Genomic DNA, 15,928 nt, shown 5'->3' on the forward strand with positions numbered 1-15,928 from the left:
ATGCCTCCGTTTTGTGAAGAATGTGACTGTTGGGACGCCCGAACGATATACGACGACGCACACCGCGCCTATTCCGCAGTCACTCGAGCAGGGCGTGGCATCTGCGCACTCGATCGAGCCACCATCGCTCCCGCTCCGCATCGACGCGCACGGCGTCGAGTCCGGACCGGCTCGGCGCAACCCTACCGACCGGCAGTGTGCCGTTCGACATGGCTCGGGGGGTCGCCACGTCCGCCGTGAAGAAGCCGCCGGTACCGAGGCCGCACGCGAACGGGAGGTCCGGCAGTGCCGCGGCCGCCGCAAGTCCGGCTCCCATTCCTACGGCCGAGTCGAGGGCGCTCGACACGACGATCGGCACTCCGCAGTCTGCGAGCTCATCGGCCAGTGCCAGTACCCGGCGGATGCCGCCGAGCGGAGCAACTTTGACGATCGCGACGTCCGCACCACCTGCCCGAACCACACGCATCGGGTCGTCGGCCCGCCGAATGCTCTCGTCGGCCGCGATCCGGATCCCACCCGGAATGCTGCGCTCCAACCTGAGACGGAGTTCGACGAGTTCAGGCACCGTAGCGCAGGGTTGTTCTGCGTACTCGAGAGGAACCTGGGCAACCAGCTCGGTCAAGGCCGTCACTGCGTCGTCGACACTCCACCCGCCGTTCGCGTCGACCCGCACGTGGGGAACCAATTCGCGCACAGCACGGACCCGGGCGAGATCCTGTTCGAGATCCTGACCGCGTTCGGCAACCTTCACCTTCGCCGTACGCGCACCGGGAAACCTCGCCAATATGCCGGGGACCTGCTCGGGATCGACGGCAGGCACCGTGGCATTGACGGGAACGTGTGCTCGCAGGGGTGCGGGGTCGTCGAGCCATGCCGATTCGAGCGCGGAACGCAGCCATTCGGCGGACTCGACGTCGTCGTACTCAGGGAACGGCCCGAATTCTCCCCACCCCGCCGGGCCCTCGAGGAGGACGACCTCCCGCGCGGTGATACCCCGGAACCGCACCCTCATCGGGAGCGACACGACGACCGCGGCTGCCAGCACCTCATTCAGTGGTGGGATCGCCGCGGTCCCGGACGGCGTCACGGCTGTCCCGGGAGCAATTCGATCATCAGCGCCTCGGAGTCGGCGAGCACAGTGCCGTCCAGGGTGCGCAGCTCGGCGCTGCAGAACGCCTTTCGTCCGTCGACGCTGTCCACGCGACCCTCGACGACGAGTTCGTCCCACAGCGGCGTGATCTTGCGGTAGTTGACATGGAGATAACCGGTGCGGGCGATGGGCCGTCCGGATGCGTGGATCACCATCCCGAACAGGTCATCGAAGAGCAACGGAATGGTGCCACCGTGCACAGCGCCGTTACCCCCGAGATGGTAGCGGCGGAAGTGGCCTCGTTCGCGCACACCGCCGGCATCGAACTGCTCGATCGTCCACGGCGGGAGCAGCAGACTGCCCCGTCCGGGGAGATCGACGTTGAAACCGGCCGGGGACTTTCCTTCCCGGACCTCGTAGGACTCGAGCAGGTCCCCGAGAGCCTCCGCTTGCGCGATGGCCTGGTCCACGACGTCATCAGGTGCGTGTGTGGAAACCGCGAGGTCCTGCAACCGGCGGAACGCATCGACGAAGCGACCGAAGTTCGGTCCCGCTTTCACCGGTTCGTAGACGGGGAAGCCACCGTGATGCTCGTATGCGTCGTCGCCGCCTCGATTGTTCTGCTCGCTCATGATCCTGCACGTTATCCGCCCGACGCGCGCACATCGGCACTACCCGGCCTTAAAGTGACGACGTGACCTTCAATCCTGAACTGTGGCGCCCCGTTGCGGGGTTCGAGAACCTCACCGACATCACCTATCACCGTCATGTCACGCAGGGCACCGTCCGTGTCGCGTTCGATCGGCCCGAGGTGCGCAATGCATTCCGCCCGCACACCGTCGACGAGCTGTACACCGTGCTCGACCACGCACGGACGACCTCCGATGTGGGGGTGGTGTTCCTCACCGGCAACGGCCCGAGCAGCAAGGACGGCGGCTGGGCGTTCTGCTCGGGCGGCGACCAACGCATTCGCGGACGCAGCGGCTACCAGTACGCCAGCGGTGAGACCGCTGAGACAGTCGACAAGGCCCGTGCGGGTCGCCTGCACATCCTCGAGGTGCAACGCCTGATCCGGTTCATGCCGAAAGTCGTGATCGCCCTCGTCAACGGCTGGGCCGCGGGGGGCGGGCACAGCCTGCACGTGACATGCGACCTGACTCTCGCTTCGCGGGAGCATGCCCGGTTCAAACAGACCGACGCCGACGTGGGCAGCTTCGACGGTGGCTACGGCAGCGCGTACCTCGCGAAGATGGTCGGACAGAAGTTCGCCCGGGAGATCTTCTTCCTCGGCGACACCTACACCGCCGAGGACATGCATCACATGGGCGCGGTGAACCGTGTCGTCGCCCACGACGAACTCGAAGATGTCGCGCTCGAGTGGGCCGACAAGATCAACGGCAAGTCGCCGCAGGCACAGCGGATGCTCAAGTACGCATTCAATCTGCAGGACGACGGGCTGGTCGGTCAGCAACTGTTCGCCGGTGAAGCCACCCGCCTTGCGTACATGACCGACGAGGCAGTCGAGGGCCGCGACGCATTCCTCGAAAAGCGTGAGCCCGACTGGTCCCCCTACCCGCGGTACTACTGACCTGCCGAGGTACTACTGACCTGCCGAGGTACTACTGACCTGCCGATCGGGCCGAGCATCACTCGGCCCGGCCGCGGCGATTCAGGGCCGCGACATGCGGCGGTGCGGGCAGGTCAGGCGCAGTCGAGACAGTAGGGATCCTCTGTCGGCGACGACGCCCTCCGGTTGTGATGATGGACGAGGAAGCATCGATAGCAGGTGAACTCGTCCTCCTGGATCGGCACGACATTCACGCTGAGTTCCTCGCCCGACAGATCCGCTCCGGGCAGATCCGGCGATTCGATGACCTCGGCTTCGTCAGCGTCGGCGAGTCCCGTCGGCTTCAGGTCGAGTTCGTCGATCGCAGTACCGGTGCCTGCAAGCTCGTTGGTGCGTCGGACGTCGTAGTCGGTGCTCATCGTGGTCTCCTGGTCCGTGCGGGGCATTATGTCCCGCCCCGAGGCCGGGGCGTCGGTGCGTCGGGGCACCTCGGCGGTAGTTATGTCCAGGAGTTTCCGGCTTCAAACATCTGATGTCGGGCATGACCCGTTTCGACGTGATACTGCGACTCCGGCTACGCCGCTTCCGGCAAGGTCACGTCGAGTGGATGTGGAAGGCCTCGTTCGAACTGCTCACCCGCGGCAGTTCCGACCGGGCGAAGACGAACCTGCAGAGCATCGGGTCGGGCACACTCGAAACATGACCGATCGCGAGCGTCCCCATCCCTCGCACACGCGGCCGGACGGCGTCACCGATGCGACGGTCGCGGCCGTCGGGAAGCTGTCCGAGGCACTCGAAACCGTCGAGCGGGCACGCGGACACCTGTACGGATTCCATCAGCTGATGGGCCACGCCGATTTTCAGGTCGAGCAGGCCGCAGAGATGCTCCGCGCCGCGGGCAGCTCCGAGCTTGCCGACCGGATCGAGCGCGAACTCGTGGGCCGTAACGTTGCCGAAGGGCGCTGGACGTTCCAACTCGTCGAGGAGTTCGACGACGGCTACTGGACCGAGCTACGCACCCTCGACGCGGAGGTACGCGACACGTTGGTCGCAGGACGCAGACATCTGTTCGAGGCCGAGTCGAAAGAGGCGCGTCGTACCCACGGATTGCGGGGGCACGAGGCTCGTCCTGTGCCCGAAGGATAGGCGCGGCGGCGAAGGTGCAGACATGGAGATACTGAGCAGCCGGACGATCCTGCGTCCACGCGACTACGACGCCAGCCTGAAGTTCTACGGCGGGACCCTCGGCCTCGCCATTGCCCGGGAGTATCCGGGCGGCACCGTGTTCTTCGCGGGCCAGGGCTTGATCGAGATCGCCGCGCATGGCGAACGCGACGGCACTCAACGCTTCCACGGAGCGCTGTGGCTTCAGGTCCGAGACGTGTATGCCGCACAAACGGAGCTCACGCTCGCGGGAGTTGTGATCACCCGAGCCGCGCAACAGGAACCGTGGGGGCTGCACGAGATGTGGATCGACGATCCGGACGGGATCCGTGTGGTTCTGGTGCAGATTCCGCCGGACCACCCGATTCGCAAGGATCTCCGCTGAACCCGTCGGCGTGACGTTGCACACGGTGGGGAACCGCCGACCTCCCGCTCGAGTGCGAATCGCCCTCTGAGCACCCGTGGGAAACCTCCCATTAGCTGTACATTCACCGCCTATTTACCCCACAATCGGAAGACGTGACCGCAGAGTTCGTTGTCCTACTGGTAGTGGTCGTCACTGCCCTCGCATTCGATTTCACGAACGGCTTCCACGACACGGGCAACGCGATGGCCACCTCCATCGCCACCGGGGCGCTGAGGCCGAAAGTAGCTGTCGGCCTGTCGGCCGTGCTCAACCTCGTCGGGGCATTCCTGTCGGTCGAGGTCGCCGCGACTGTCGCCAAAGGCGTGGTCAATCTCGACAACACCGGCGGCTCGGCACTGTTGCTCATCGTGTTCGCCGGACTCGTCGGCGGCATTCTCTGGAACCTTGCGACCTGGCTGTTCGGCCTCCCATCGAGTTCCTCCCACGCTTTGTTCGGCGGTCTGATCGGCGCCGCCATCGCCGCTCTCGGTATGAGTGGCGTGGTGTGGGACGGTGTTCTGGGCAAGGTGATCATCCCGGCTCTGCTCGCACCCGTCGTCGCTGCACTGGTCGCAACAGTGGGCACCTGGTCGGTTCATCGCCTGACCCACGACATTCCCGAAGAGTCCCGCGGTAAGGGCTTCAAGATCGGCCAGATCGGCACCGCCTCGCTCGTCTCACTCGCGCACGGCACCAACGACGCACAGAAGACGATGGGCGTGATTTTCCTGGCGCTTGTGGCATACGGGACGATCACGCCCGAAACCGAGATGCCGTTCTGGGTCAAGTTCACGTGCGCTGTCGCGATTGCGCTCGGCACCTATCTCGGGGGCTGGCGGATCATTCGCACCCTCGGCAAGGGTCTGGTCGAGATCACGCCACCGCAGGGAATGGCGGCGGAGTCCTCCTCGGCTGCAATCATCCTCACGTCGAGCCATTTCGGGCTCCCGTTGTCGACGACTCACGTGGCCACCGGCTCGATCCTCGGAACAGGCCTCGGCACGAAAGGCGCCGAGGTTCGCTGGGGCATCGCCGGCCGAATGGCCGTGGCGTGGCTGATCACCTTGCCGTGCGCGGGTGTGGTCGGTGCCGTATGCTGGCTGATCGCTCACCTGATCGGCGGCCTCCCCGGTGTCCTCGTGGTATTCGCGATCCTGTGTGCGCTCGCTGGCCTGATGTATCTGCGGTCGCGCTTGCAGCCGATCGATGCGTCCAACGTCAACGCGTCATGGGAAGGTGACGGGGGCACCGAACTCGATCCCGTCGCCCAGGAGGGACGTCCGTGAATCTGCTGGTCTCCACGCTCGATTCTCTGTGGCAGGTCGTGTTGGTCGGTCTCGTACTCGGGGCCGGTCTGCCCACCGTCTTCGCACTCGGAATGCGGTCGGCGGCGCTCGGGGACGACGGCACCGGAACGGTCGACCCCGGCCGGCGGGCATTGGGCCGCATCGGAGCGGTCATCTGTTTCGTGATTGTCGTCGTCGCGATCATTGCGGGGATACTCCTGTTGACTGCTGACTTCCTGTCCAGCAGCGTCGGTATCCAACTGTTCTGATCACCACCGAAGAGAAGGATCAACGATAATCTTGCCTCGGTATTCTCTTCGCTCGGTGTTGGACTGGCTACGGGCCGGTTATCCCGAAGGAATCCCTCCCAAGGACCACTTCGCCCTGCTGTCCGTCCTCCGACGCAGGCTGACGGACGAAGACATCGCCGAGATCCTCGAGCTGTCGGTCGCAACGGCACACGAGCACCCGCAGCGGAAGGTGGACTACGACACGCTCCGGAAGATCATCGCGGGGGTGCTGAACGAGCAGCCGACCGACGAGGACATCGAACGGGTCACCGAACAGCTGGTCGCGGGAGGTTGGCCCGTTGTCGGGACCGACGAACAGGCCGGCGACATCGAACAGTCCGTTACCGACGACACCCGAAACGGTCACCCTGCCACCGGTGACGATCAGCCCACCGGATCGTACTGAGGAGCGTCCGCGATGCTTCCTCCGTTCCTCGCTTCGATCATCGAGTGGTTGCGCGCCGGTTATCCGGAGGGTGTACCCGAACAGGACTACGTGCCGCTGTTCGCACTCCTGAAGCGGCGGCTGTCCGACGACGAGGTCGATCAGGTCGCTGATGCTCTTGTCGACGAAGGCGATCTGCCGATCAGCAAAACCGACATTGCCGTACTCATCACCAAGATCACCAACGAGATGCCGCTCGGGCACGACATCGACCGGGTCCGGGTGCACCTCGAAGCCGGGGGTTGGCCACTGACCGGGCACGACTTGTGAGGACAGATCTCACCGTCCTCGAGGTTCCGGTCGGAGGCAGGGCCCACGACGTCGTGCCGGCGCTGCAGCACATGCTCGACGGCCAGGGCCCTCCCCTGCTGCCGGTTCCCGCCGGCGATCACCGGGAGATCCGCCGCCTCACCGATGCACTGCATCCCGGTGAACCGATCGACGACACGGTAGGTCTGGTTGTCGCGACCTCGGGGACGACCGGAACTCCCAAGGGCGCTCAGCTCACCGCGGCAGCTCTGCGCGCCAGCGGAAACGCCACACACGAACGAATCGGCGGCACCGGCTCGTGGCTGCTCGCGCTGCCTGGGCATCACATCGCCGGGATGCAGGTACTACTGCGAAGCATTCTGTCGGGCACCGAGCCGGTGATCATGGATGTGTCGCACGGCTTCGACCCCACCGTTCTACCTTCCGCGGTCGCGGCGATGCGCGGGCCGCGACGCTACACGTCGATGGTGCCGACCCAGCTCATCAAGGCCCTCGACCATCCCGACGCGGCCGCAGCGCTCGCAGAACTCGACGCAATCCTGCTCGGCGGTGCAGCCACCCCCGAACCTGTGCTGCGTCATGCCCGCGCGGTCGGCGTGAATGTGGTGCGCACCTACGGGATGAGTGAGACGTGCGGCGGTTGCGTTTACGACGGTATACCGCTGACCGGCGTCGATGTCCGTGTCGACGCGGAGAGCCGGGTGTGGCTCGGCGGTACGGTGCTCGCGTCCGGGTACCGCGGCCTGCCTGACCACGGCGCGTTCGCCCAATCGGGTTGGTTCCGCACCGACGACGCCGGGCTGTTCGACGACGGGGCCCTCCGCATTCTCGGCCGGCTCGACGAGGCCATCTCGTCCGGTGGGCTCACCGTGGTGCCGCAGGTCGTCGAAGCCGTTCTCATCGAGCACCCCGCAGTGCGGGAGGTTGCGGTGATCGGACTGCCCGACGACCGGCTCGGGCACAGGGTGGCAGCGGTGGTCGTTCCCGAGCACGGCAGCGCCCCCACACTCGGTGAACTACGGGAGTGGACGTGCGCAACCCTGGACGCGACCGCCGCTCCGCGCGAGTTGCATCTCGTGGACGTGTTGCCGCTGCGTGGGCCGGGAAAGATCGATCGTCGCGCCCTGCTCGCCAGGTTCTCTTGAGCGACAGGCCGGGTCCCACCCCGGACGAGCGCACGCCCGAGTGCGAAGATCGACGAATGGCAACCGCTGGTCAATGGCTCGAAGGAGCCCGCCCCCGCACCCTTCCGAACGCGATCTCTCCCGTCATCGTGGGTACAGGCGCCGCGGCGGCACTCGATGAGGCCGTGTGGTGGAAAGCGCTGCTCGCCCTTGTCGTGTCGCTCGCCCTCAACATCGGAGTGAACCTCGCCAACGACTACTCCGACGGGATCCGCGGCACCGACGACGAGCGAGTCGGGCCGATGCGTCTGGTCGGTTCGGGTGCGGCCTCACCCGCCGCGGTCAAGCGCGCCGCCTTCGCGTGTTTCGGAGTGGCCGCAGTCGCGGGTGTCGCGCTTGCTCTCACCAGTGCGTGGTGGCTGATCCTGGTGGGCCTGGTGTGCATCGTCGGCGCGTGGTATTACACCGGAGGCCGTACGCCGTACGGCTACAGCGGCCTCGGCGAAGTGGCCGTGTTCGTGTTCTTCGGTCTGGTCGCAGTGCTCGGCACTCTATTCGTACAGGCACAACAGGTGACGCTGGCGGGGCTGGCGGGTGCAGTGGCGATGGGCTGCTTCTCCAGTGCGGTGATGGTGACGAACAACCTGCGTGACATCCCGACCGACACCGAGAGCGGCAAGCGCACGCTGGCCGTCCGGTTGGGTGACCCACGTACCCGCACACTGCATCTGGGATTGCTCACGACGCCGTTCGTCATGTCGCTCGCGCTGGTGGCGGCGACGCCGTGGGCGTTGGCCGGGTTGCTTGCGGCACCGCTCGCGGTGCGCGCACACGCGCCGGTGCGTTCAGGTGGGCTCGGGCTCGAGCTCCTGCCGGCGTTGCGCGACACCGCGCTCGCGATGCTGGTATGGGCAGTAACAACGGGTATCGCGCTCGCCTTCGGCTGAGGCCGCCGCGTCCCAGCGGGTCGTCAGTCCCGGTCGGGCACGACCAATCCCAGAACGAAGTTGACGATGGCGATGATGAGCCCACCCCAGAACGCCGCCCAGAAGCCCGAGATCGTGAGGCCGCCGTCGAAGAACTCGGCCACCCACGACGTCAGCCACAACATCAGCGCATTGATGACGAGCAGGAACAGTCCGAGGCTCAGGATCACCAGTGGGAGTGACAGCAGCTTCACCAGCGGCTTCACCAGGGCGTTGACGACGGTGAAGATCGCGGCGAGGATCAGCAGCTTGATCGCCGTCTCGCCGGTGAACTCACCTCCGTCGACACCGACGATATCGACGCCGGTGACGAGTCGGGCCGCGAGCCACAATCCGATCGCGTTGATGATCAATCGCAGGATCAGTGAAATCATGCAGTCACTGTGACATACGCGCCCCCGAGAGGCGGGCGTGGCTCAAGCGGCAGAGTCGAGTTGCTCCATCAGCACTTGCCGGAGACGGTCGCGGGTCACGTGCGCCTCGATCAGGGAGATGATCTCCGTGTCGTCGCTCCGGATCGTTCCCAGGACGATGTGCTCGGAGCAGATCGTGCGGTCATGGTGGGCGATCGCCTCTCGCAGCGACAGTTCCAAGGCCTTCTTGGCATTCCGGTCGAACGGGATGTGACCACCGAACAGATCGGAGAACCACCCGCGCTGCTCCTTGCCCGTTTGCCTTTCCGGCCTGTCGAGCACGCCTTCACCGAAGGTCTCCTCGAGCCGGGCTCGTACGACGTCGAGATCGATGCCGATGGCTGCGAGTGCGGCAGCGTCGTCGAGCCCGAGCGGATCGTGCTGGTTCAGCGCGGCCAGATGCGCGCGAACGCCGTCGGCCGTCAGACCGACATCCGCTAGCAACGCACGCAGATGTTCCTCGGCGGTGACGAGTACGCCGAGCAGGACGTGCCCGGGCGTGATCCGATCGGCGTTCAGGCGTAGGGCTTCGGCCTGGGCAGCTACGACGGCGGCGCGAGCGCTGCCGGAGAATCGTTCGAACATGGCTCTATCTGCGCTTCCGGTTGTACTTCTGATGGACGGCCTGTCGGCTCACGTCGAGCGCATCTGCGATCGCCTGCCAGGACCAGCCCTGCTGACGCGCACTCTCGACCTGGATGGATTCGAGTCGTTCGAGTAGGCGCCTCAGGGCAACGACAGCGCGCAACCCTTCGGCAGGGTCGGGACTCGCAGCAGATGCCGCAAGCGTGGTTGCTTCGTTGTTCATGATGTCAATTTAAGTTGACATCATGAAAATGTCAACGAAAATTGACGGCACTGTTTGTCAGATGCACTGCTCGTCAGAAGGTCGAAGGGGTGAGCGGTCAGCCGTTCTCGCGAGGCTCCCAGCGACCGGTCGCGGCGAACCTCTCCAGCACCGCGCCCCACTTCGACGCCTCCAGCCCTTCCGCCGCGAGCCACTCGTCGGAGTAGTACGTACCGGTGTAGCGCTCACCGCCGTCGCACAGCAGGGTCACCACACTGCCGTCCCGACCGCTGGCCAGCATCTCGCCGATGAGGCCGAAGGCGCCCCAGAGGTTGGTTCCGGTAGATCCGCCGACCCGCCTACCGAGAGCAGTACTGCCGTGACGCATGGCTGCGATGGACGCAGCGTCGGGCACCCGGACCATCCGGTCCACCACTTGCGGCACGAACGAGGGTTCGACGCGCGGCCGGCCTATTCCCTCGATCCGCGATGGCATTCCCGTGGCGTAGTCGGCGGCACCGGTCTCGTACGCTCCGAAGAACGCCGAGTTCTCCGGATCCACTACGGCGAGCCTGGTGCCGTGCCTGCGGTATCGGATGTAGCGGCCGATCGTTGCACTGGTTCCGCCGGTACCGGCGCCCACGACGATCCAGTCGGGCACCGGGTGCCGCTCGAGGCGCATCTGCTCGAAGATCGATTCGGCGATGTTGTTGTTTCCCCGCCAATCGGTGACCCGCTCGGCGTTCGTGAACTGATCGAGGTAGCAGCCGCCGAGTTCGTCGGCCAGTCGCTGCGCCTCGGTGTAGATCTCAGGAGGACGGTCGACGTAGTGACACCGCCCGCCCTGCGCCTCGATCAACGCGACCTTCGCGGGCGAGGTCCGCCGGGGTACCACGGCAACGAAATCGAGGCCGAGCAGTTGCGCGAAGTACGCCTCGCTCACGGCAGTCGAACCGGACGATGCCTCGATGACCGGAGTATTCTCGCCGATCCATCCGTTGCACAGGCCGTACAGGAACAGCGACCGGGCAAGTCGATGCTTCAGACTGCCGGTAACGTGCGTCGATTCGTCCTTCAAATAAAGGTCGATGCCCCACTCTGCAGGTAGTGGATACCTCAGCAGGTGCGTGTCGGCACTGCGCTGCGCATCGGCCTCGATCAACCGGACGGCATTGTCGACCCAACCGCGGGACGCGCTGCGATCGACCACGCCCGGACCTGCGTCGGTCACCTCTCACTCTCGCCGCGGAGGCGGCTTTCGAGATCAGCGCGAGTGGTGCGACGCCGTTCGTCGACCGAGGCAATGCCCTCGTTGACCCGTCGGCGCAGCGGAGCGAACAGGACGAGAGAGAGCGGCAACGCGATGAGAACCGCGAACAGTGCCGCGACGAGCAGCGGGATCTCCACACCGAATGCCTGCGGGACGTACAGGATGACAACCGCAAGGACGACGACGAGCGCAAGCCTGGCCAGTGAATACAACGCGACATCACGCACGAGCGTGCCGGTGCCCGAATTGCTCGCATTCGGGGTGTTTCGGCCGGGGCCGGACGGGGTATTCGCTGGATCGGAGCGGTGTTCGTCGGTCACTCCCCCAGGGTAGCCGTCGATGCCGATCCGGCCGCTTCCGAAGGCTCGGCGATAGCTGGACATCCGTCCGTTTTGTCCATTACTTCCGCTTTACCAACCACTGACCGTTCGAGCAACCAGGGGTTCCGGTGTCAACATGGCGTGGGACAACCCGATCGAACAACCCGATCAAGACAAAACAACCGGGAGGACATTCACAATGAGCGCACCCACCTTCAACGGCGCCAAAGAATCCCTGCTCACCCCCGGCCAGGTCGCCGCCCTCTTCCACGTGGATCCGAAGACCGTGACCCGTTGGGCACATGCAGGCCGTCTCGGTTCACTGCGCACACCCGGCGGACACCGTCGATTCCGCGAGTCCGAAGTCCTCACGCTGCTCCGCTCCCTCACCACCGAAGCCACCCGCTGAGGCGAACCGCCCGGCCTCGGAAACGAAGCCGGGCGGGCCCTGTCCTGCCCCACCGCACTCCGGGCGATCGCGAAACAGCCTCGATGCACCCGCGTCGATGTCACACTCGGACAGGCCGCATAGACTGGGGGGAAATCGGACAGTACGACGTCGGAATCGAAGCGGCGCCGAACGCGGCCAGGAGGTGCATCGTGCTTTATCTGTTGGCACTCATCGGTGCGGTGACGCTCGTCTTCCTGCTGTGGAAAGCATTCGGCCCCGACCTGAACAAGACCCCTACGCGCGGCCTCGGCCCCGACGACGACCCCGAGTTCCTCTGGAAGGTCGATCGCGAGGTGCGCCGTCGGCACACCGACGAGTCCGGCCGGACCGACGGCCCGGGCCAGGAGAACACCGACTGACCCGGGTGCCCGCCTACCGCGCGAAACCCGCCGCCACCTCGGCGGCGAGTTGCAGCAGCGCACGTCTGGTGGGCGCCTGCAATCGCTCCAGGTCGACTTCGGCGCCTTCCTCCAAATGAGGATCGAACGGCAATAGATGCACCGCTCGGCACCGCTGTTCGAAGTGCCCCACGAGCCGATCGAGGTCGACCTTGCCCGATTTCGGGCGGACAGCGTTGACCACCGCCACCGACCCGCTCACCAGGTCTCGGTAGCCGTGCGCGTCGAGCCAGTCGAGCGTGGCCGACGCACTCCTTGCGCCATCCACCGAACCCGAACTGATCACCACCAGCGCATCCGTGTTCTCCAGGATTGCGCGCATCGCCGAGTGCATCAGTCCCGTGCCGCAATCGGTCAACACGATGCTGTAGTAGCGCTCGAGCAGCGCGAGGGTCCGTTCGTAGTCCTGCGCGCTGAACGCTTCGGAGACAGCGGGGTCGCTGTCGGAGGCAAGCACTTCGAGCCGGTGCACATTCTGCGAGGTGTAGGCACGCGCATCGCTGTACCGCTCGATGCGCTCCTCGTCGCGCAAGAGCGTCCGCACCGTGGCGGACGTTTCCGTCGGCACCTTCTGGCTCAGCGTGCCACGATCGGGATTCGCATCCACAGCGACCACCCGGTCGCCTCTGAGCGACGCGAACGTCGAACCCAGGGTCGCCGTCGTGGTCGTCTTGCCCACACCACCTTTGAGACTGAGCAGCGCGATCCGATAGCACCCGCGCAGTGGTTGTGAGACCTGCTCGACGAGCTCCCTGCGCCGCTGATCACGTGCGCTGTCGCCCACATCGATCCGTCCCCCGGTAGCGTGGAAGAGCGCACGACGCCATCCTCGTTCGGGCGCAGGGGTGGCCCTGCGGACGAGAAGCGACGAGTCGAGATCCCGAGCCGACAGGTTCCCGGGGTCTGCACCCGACAGACTTGCCCCTGGTAGCCGTCCGGATCCTTCCGACATCCGCGTTCCCCCCGATCGCAGTTCCTCACGCCGCCGAGGACGATAGCAGGATCAGTTCAGGCCGGCGTACGAGTGCAGACCGGACACGACCATATTGATGATGAACAAGTTGAACAGCATGGCCACGAAACCCACGACGTTGATCCACGCCGCACGCGTATTACGCCAGCCCGAGGTCGCGCGGGCGTGGAGATAGGCAGCGTAGATCACCCACGTGATGAACGAGACGGTTTCCTTCGGGTCCCATCCCCAGAACCGGCCCCATGCGGCCTCCGCCCAGATGGCGCCGAGAATGATGCCGATGCCGAATAGCGGGAAGCCGACGATCGTGGTCCGGTAGGCGAGACGGTCGAGCACCTGAGCGTCGGGCAGTCGCGCTGCGACAGCACCGAGGATGCCCTTCTCGGAGCCCTTGGGCTGGCGGATCCGCAGCAGGAACAGCACGCTCGCAGCGCCGGCGAGAAGGAAGATTCCGCTGCCCACGCTGATGATCGTCACGTGGATCGGCAGCCAGAACGAACGCAGGGCCGGCACCACCGGTGCAGCGTCGGCGTAGAGCACTGTGGCCGCCACGAACATCAACACTGCGACAGGGGCCAGCACGTACACCCATAGGATGCGGTAGGCAGGCTTACGCAGCATCACCAGACTGAACACGACCGCCGCAGCGCAGGCCATCGCAACGAACTCGTACATGTTCCCCAGCGGAAAACGTTCGGTGGCCAGGCCGCGCAGCACGATCGATGCAATCATCAACGCCGCGGCCACCACGACGAGGGCGCGGCCCATATTGCCGAAGCGCTCCGACAGGGTCCTTCCCGTGGCATTCTCCACGCGTCCGGGGGTCGCCTCGTCGGATCCGACGCCACCGGCAGCGACGAGCTCACGTCGGGCGACCACATTCGAGCGATAGGTCGCGTACTCGACCACGAGCAGGAGCATGGCCAGCACTACGACGGCGAATGCCGCTTCGAAGCTCCAGTCGCTGTACTTCGCGAGGGTGTCGTTCAACGTCATGCTTTCTCCTCCTGTGCCTCGCCGTCGGGCACACGACCGCCTGCTGCGTTCTCACCGAGAAGTCGGGAGACCAGCCGATCGAATTCGTCGCCCCACCCGGCCTGGTCGGTGCGAGCGAGGCCACCGAGCTCTACTACAGTTCGTCGTTCACCGTCAGCAACTGTACCCGTCCGATAGACGCGCACCCACACCCTTCGCCGTTTGACCAGGAGGGACAGCAGCAGACCCGCCATCATCGCGACTGCCGAGACCAGCACCCATGATTGGAATGGGTCGTGGGAGACCTGCAGGTTGACGAAGTCGACGGCCCCGTCGAACTTCACCTCGGTGCCATCGGCCAGTGTGACGCTCTCTCCCGGCTTCAGGTTGACGCGCTCCTGCTTGACCAGTCGACCTTGATTGATCAACTCGGTATTGAGCGAGAAGAGCGACTGCGGGCTGCCGGTGTCGAGACCGGAATCGCCCTTGTAGATGTCGATGGCAACGGCCGGGTCCATCATCGCCGGGAACGCAGACGACAGCAGCGTGCCGTGGAACGCAGCGGTCGGGGCGAAGAGCCCTTCGAGCGCGATCTGATTCTTTCGTCGTTCGTCTGCGTCCGGGAACATCCCGCCGGGCGGATCGAATCGCATCGCACCGCTGCTCAGAAACGTCGTGGCGTCCTCAGGTGCCCACTGCAGCGTTTCGGTGCGTGTCTCACCGTTCGGCCAGGTCACCGTGAAGGTCGGCGCGTAGCCGTGGCCCTGGAGATAGACGCGGTCGCCCCCCACTCTGAGCGGATGGTTGACCTTCAGTTGCGCGTCGCTCCAGACGTTCGCCGCGACATCCTCCCCGTACTGGTACTCGATGTTGGAGGTGAACATCTCGGCCTGACCGTTGTCGAGATAATCCGCAACGAAGTCATGCACCCGCACGCAGATCGGTGTCAGTCCCGTGCCGTCGAGTTCGATACCGGCGATGAACGAGTCGAACGAGGCGGGCGATGTGGTGCAGAACTCCTCGCCGTTTGCGACCAGGATGCGCTGGCCCTCGTAACCGAAAAGTTTGCCGAGGGCAACCGTGGCGAGCAGCGCGACCAGCGAGATGTGGAAGACGAGGTTCCCCGCTTCGCGCAGATATCCCTTCTCCGCCGAGAGCGTCAGCTCACCGTCCCGGCCCTTCGCGGTTCCCTCGCGCCGCTCGACGCGCCACCCGCGTAGCTCGCCGCTGATCCGGTCGAGCACCGCATCGGGCTCGTCCTCGAACGTGGTCTCGACGTGATGCGGCAGACGCGACAGATTGCGCGGTGTTGCGACAGGCCGGGCACGTAGCGCGCGGAAATACTCGGCGCAGCGCGGCAGGATGCAGCCGATCAACGAGATGAACAGCAGGGCATAGATCGCGGTGAACCAGAAGCTACCGAACACATCGAACAGTTCGAGCCGGTCCATGAAGGGCCCGAGCGTCGGGCGGGCGGCGATGTACTCGTCGACCTTTCCGACATTGAGGTTTCGCTGGGGCAGCAGGGCACCGGGAATGGCGGCGAGCGCCAGGAGGAACAACAGGACCAACGCCGTGCGCATCGATGTCAGTCCGCGCCACGTGTTACGGACGAACGCCACGGCGCGCCCCGTCGGGCTCTGTTTCGGGGCGCCCGGCCGAGGCGCCGAGGTCTGCGTGTCGGTGGCCGTCATCTGATGTTCGACGCGGATC

At 65.4% G+C, this 15,928-nt stretch carries 23 protein-coding genes; 12 read left to right on the top strand and 11 right to left on the bottom strand.

The features are described from left to right. Window positions 1–79 precede the first annotated feature (79 nt). Both ACTDXD_RS02615 and ACTDXD_RS02620 read right to left on the bottom strand, forming a co-directional pair. The gene (locus tag ACTDXD_RS02615) at window positions 80–1,087 is read right to left on the bottom strand and encodes an o-succinylbenzoate synthase (RefSeq protein WP_440125652.1); all 1,008 of its coding nucleotides are present in this window, start codon (window positions 1,085–1,087) and stop codon (window positions 80–82) included. Beyond that, entirely contained in the window at window positions 1,084–1,722 is a 639-nt protein-coding gene (locus ACTDXD_RS02620; RefSeq protein WP_440125653.1) for a hotdog domain-containing protein, read from the bottom strand. Before ACTDXD_RS02620 ends, ACTDXD_RS02615 begins: the two co-directional genes overlap by 4 nt. 62 nt (window positions 1,723–1,784) lie before the next feature. Here ACTDXD_RS02620 and ACTDXD_RS02625 point away from each other — a divergent pair, with 62 nt between their 5' ends. Further along, on the top strand, window positions 1,785–2,678 hold the full coding sequence (locus tag ACTDXD_RS02625; RefSeq protein WP_440125654.1) for a 1,4-dihydroxy-2-naphthoyl-CoA synthase: 894 nt from the start codon (window positions 1,785–1,787) through the stop codon (window positions 2,676–2,678). A gap of 113 nt (window positions 2,679–2,791) precedes the next feature. On the opposite strand, the gene ACTDXD_RS02630 is transcribed toward ACTDXD_RS02625, so the two are convergent. Then, window positions 2,792–3,076 carry a DUF4193 family protein gene (locus ACTDXD_RS02630; protein ID WP_440125655.1) on the bottom strand — a complete coding sequence of 95 codons (285 nt, stop codon included), beginning with the start codon at window positions 3,074–3,076 and terminating at the stop codon, window positions 2,792–2,794. A 122-nt stretch (window positions 3,077–3,198) separates the two neighbouring features. On the opposite strand from ACTDXD_RS02630, the gene ACTDXD_RS02635 reads away from it, so the two are divergent. The 9 genes from ACTDXD_RS02635 (at window position 3,199) to ACTDXD_RS02675 (ending at window position 8,589) form a co-directional block, all read left to right on the top strand. Continuing rightward, window positions 3,199–3,360 carry a hypothetical protein gene (locus ACTDXD_RS02635; protein ID WP_440125656.1) on the top strand — a complete coding sequence of 54 codons (162 nt, stop codon included), beginning with the start codon at window positions 3,199–3,201 and terminating at the stop codon, window positions 3,358–3,360. Next, window positions 3,357–3,803: a hypothetical protein gene (locus ACTDXD_RS02640; protein WP_440125657.1), complete on the top strand. Its 447-nt coding sequence runs from the start codon at window positions 3,357–3,359 to the stop codon at window positions 3,801–3,803. Before ACTDXD_RS02635 ends, ACTDXD_RS02640 begins: the two co-directional genes overlap by 4 nt. A gap of 22 nt (window positions 3,804–3,825) precedes the next feature. Then, window positions 3,826–4,206 (top strand): VOC family protein, encoded by a 381-nt coding sequence (locus ACTDXD_RS02645; protein ID WP_440125658.1) that lies wholly within the window; start codon window positions 3,826–3,828, stop codon window positions 4,204–4,206. A 134-nt stretch (window positions 4,207–4,340) separates the two neighbouring features. Then, the gene (locus ACTDXD_RS02650; RefSeq protein WP_440125659.1) at window positions 4,341–5,513 is read left to right on the top strand and encodes an anion permease; all 1,173 of its coding nucleotides are present in this window, start codon (window positions 4,341–4,343) and stop codon (window positions 5,511–5,513) included. Continuing rightward, a complete protein-coding gene (locus ACTDXD_RS02655; RefSeq protein WP_440125660.1) occupies window positions 5,510–5,782 on the top strand; it encodes a hypothetical protein in 273 nt (90 codons plus the stop codon). Before ACTDXD_RS02650 ends, ACTDXD_RS02655 begins: the two co-directional genes overlap by 4 nt. Window positions 5,783–5,813: 31 nt before the next feature. Continuing rightward, window positions 5,814–6,209: a DUF3349 domain-containing protein gene (locus ACTDXD_RS02660; RefSeq protein WP_440125661.1), complete on the top strand. Its 396-nt coding sequence runs from the start codon at window positions 5,814–5,816 to the stop codon at window positions 6,207–6,209. A gap of 12 nt (window positions 6,210–6,221) precedes the next feature. After that, window positions 6,222–6,518 carry a DUF3349 domain-containing protein gene (locus ACTDXD_RS02665; RefSeq protein WP_054718026.1) on the top strand — a complete coding sequence of 99 codons (297 nt, stop codon included), beginning with the start codon at window positions 6,222–6,224 and terminating at the stop codon, window positions 6,516–6,518. Next, a complete protein-coding gene (menE, locus tag ACTDXD_RS02670) occupies window positions 6,515–7,663 on the top strand; it encodes an o-succinylbenzoate--CoA ligase (protein ID WP_440125662.1) in 1,149 nt (382 codons plus the stop codon). The genes ACTDXD_RS02665 and menE overlap by 4 nt, the downstream gene beginning before the upstream one ends. Before the next feature lie 56 nt (window positions 7,664–7,719). Then, on the top strand, window positions 7,720–8,589 hold the full coding sequence (locus ACTDXD_RS02675) for a 1,4-dihydroxy-2-naphthoate polyprenyltransferase (protein ID WP_440125663.1): 870 nt from the start codon (window positions 7,720–7,722) through the stop codon (window positions 8,587–8,589). A 23-nt stretch (window positions 8,590–8,612) separates the two neighbouring features. Here the strand turns inward: ACTDXD_RS02675 and ACTDXD_RS02680 are convergent, their stop codons facing one another. The 5 genes from ACTDXD_RS02680 to ACTDXD_RS02700 form a co-directional block, all read right to left on the bottom strand. Further along, entirely contained in the window at window positions 8,613–9,002 is a 390-nt protein-coding gene (locus ACTDXD_RS02680; protein ID WP_440125664.1) for a phage holin family protein, read from the bottom strand. Window positions 9,003–9,044: 42 nt separating this feature from the next. Beyond that, on the bottom strand, window positions 9,045–9,626 hold the full coding sequence (locus tag ACTDXD_RS02685; RefSeq protein WP_440125665.1) for a Clp protease N-terminal domain-containing protein: 582 nt from the start codon (window positions 9,624–9,626) through the stop codon (window positions 9,045–9,047). Between the two features lie 4 nt (window positions 9,627–9,630). Beyond that, window positions 9,631–9,849, bottom strand: a complete 219-nt coding sequence (locus ACTDXD_RS02690) for a helix-turn-helix domain-containing protein (RefSeq protein WP_440125666.1) — start codon at window positions 9,847–9,849, stop codon at window positions 9,631–9,633. A 97-nt stretch (window positions 9,850–9,946) separates the two neighbouring features. Continuing rightward, window positions 9,947–11,059, bottom strand: coding sequence for a PLP-dependent cysteine synthase family protein (locus tag ACTDXD_RS02695; RefSeq protein ID WP_440125667.1), 1,113 nt, complete (start codon window positions 11,057–11,059; stop codon window positions 9,947–9,949). Then, complete coding sequence (locus tag ACTDXD_RS02700) at window positions 11,056–11,418, bottom strand: DUF4229 domain-containing protein (protein WP_440125668.1); 363 nt, start codon at window positions 11,416–11,418, stop codon at window positions 11,056–11,058. The genes ACTDXD_RS02695 and ACTDXD_RS02700 overlap by 4 nt, the downstream gene beginning before the upstream one ends. 199 nt (window positions 11,419–11,617) lie before the next feature. Here ACTDXD_RS02700 and ACTDXD_RS02705 point away from each other — a divergent pair, with 199 nt between their 5' ends. Together ACTDXD_RS02705 and ACTDXD_RS02710 are read left to right on the top strand one after the other, a co-directional pair. Continuing rightward, window positions 11,618–11,827, top strand: coding sequence for a BldC family transcriptional regulator (locus ACTDXD_RS02705; protein ID WP_072704338.1), 210 nt, complete (start codon window positions 11,618–11,620; stop codon window positions 11,825–11,827). Window positions 11,828–12,018: 191 nt separating this feature from the next. Further along, on the top strand, window positions 12,019–12,228 hold the full coding sequence (locus ACTDXD_RS02710) for a hypothetical protein (RefSeq protein WP_440125669.1): 210 nt from the start codon (window positions 12,019–12,021) through the stop codon (window positions 12,226–12,228). Between the two features lie 13 nt (window positions 12,229–12,241). Here the strand turns inward: ACTDXD_RS02710 and ACTDXD_RS02715 are convergent, their stop codons facing one another. Genes ACTDXD_RS02715 through resB form a run of 3 tightly spaced genes read right to left on the bottom strand, consistent with a single transcriptional unit; the run spans window position 12,242 to window position 15,909 of the window. After that, window positions 12,242–13,219 (bottom strand): MinD/ParA family ATP-binding protein, encoded by a 978-nt coding sequence (locus ACTDXD_RS02715; RefSeq protein ID WP_440125670.1) that lies wholly within the window; start codon window positions 13,217–13,219, stop codon window positions 12,242–12,244. A 51-nt stretch (window positions 13,220–13,270) separates the two neighbouring features. Then, window positions 13,271–14,236, bottom strand: a complete 966-nt coding sequence (gene ccsB / locus ACTDXD_RS02720; RefSeq protein WP_440125671.1) for a c-type cytochrome biogenesis protein CcsB — start codon at window positions 14,234–14,236, stop codon at window positions 13,271–13,273. Next, window positions 14,233–15,909 carry a cytochrome c biogenesis protein ResB gene (resB, locus tag ACTDXD_RS02725; RefSeq protein ID WP_440125672.1) on the bottom strand — a complete coding sequence of 559 codons (1,677 nt, stop codon included), beginning with the start codon at window positions 15,907–15,909 and terminating at the stop codon, window positions 14,233–14,235. The genes ccsB and resB overlap by 4 nt, the downstream gene beginning before the upstream one ends. Window positions 15,910–15,928: the final 19 nt, after the last annotated feature.

This window comes from Rhodococcus sp. SJ-3, assembly GCF_051918125.1.
GTDB lineage: Bacteria > Actinomycetota > Actinomycetes > Mycobacteriales > Mycobacteriaceae > Rhodococcus.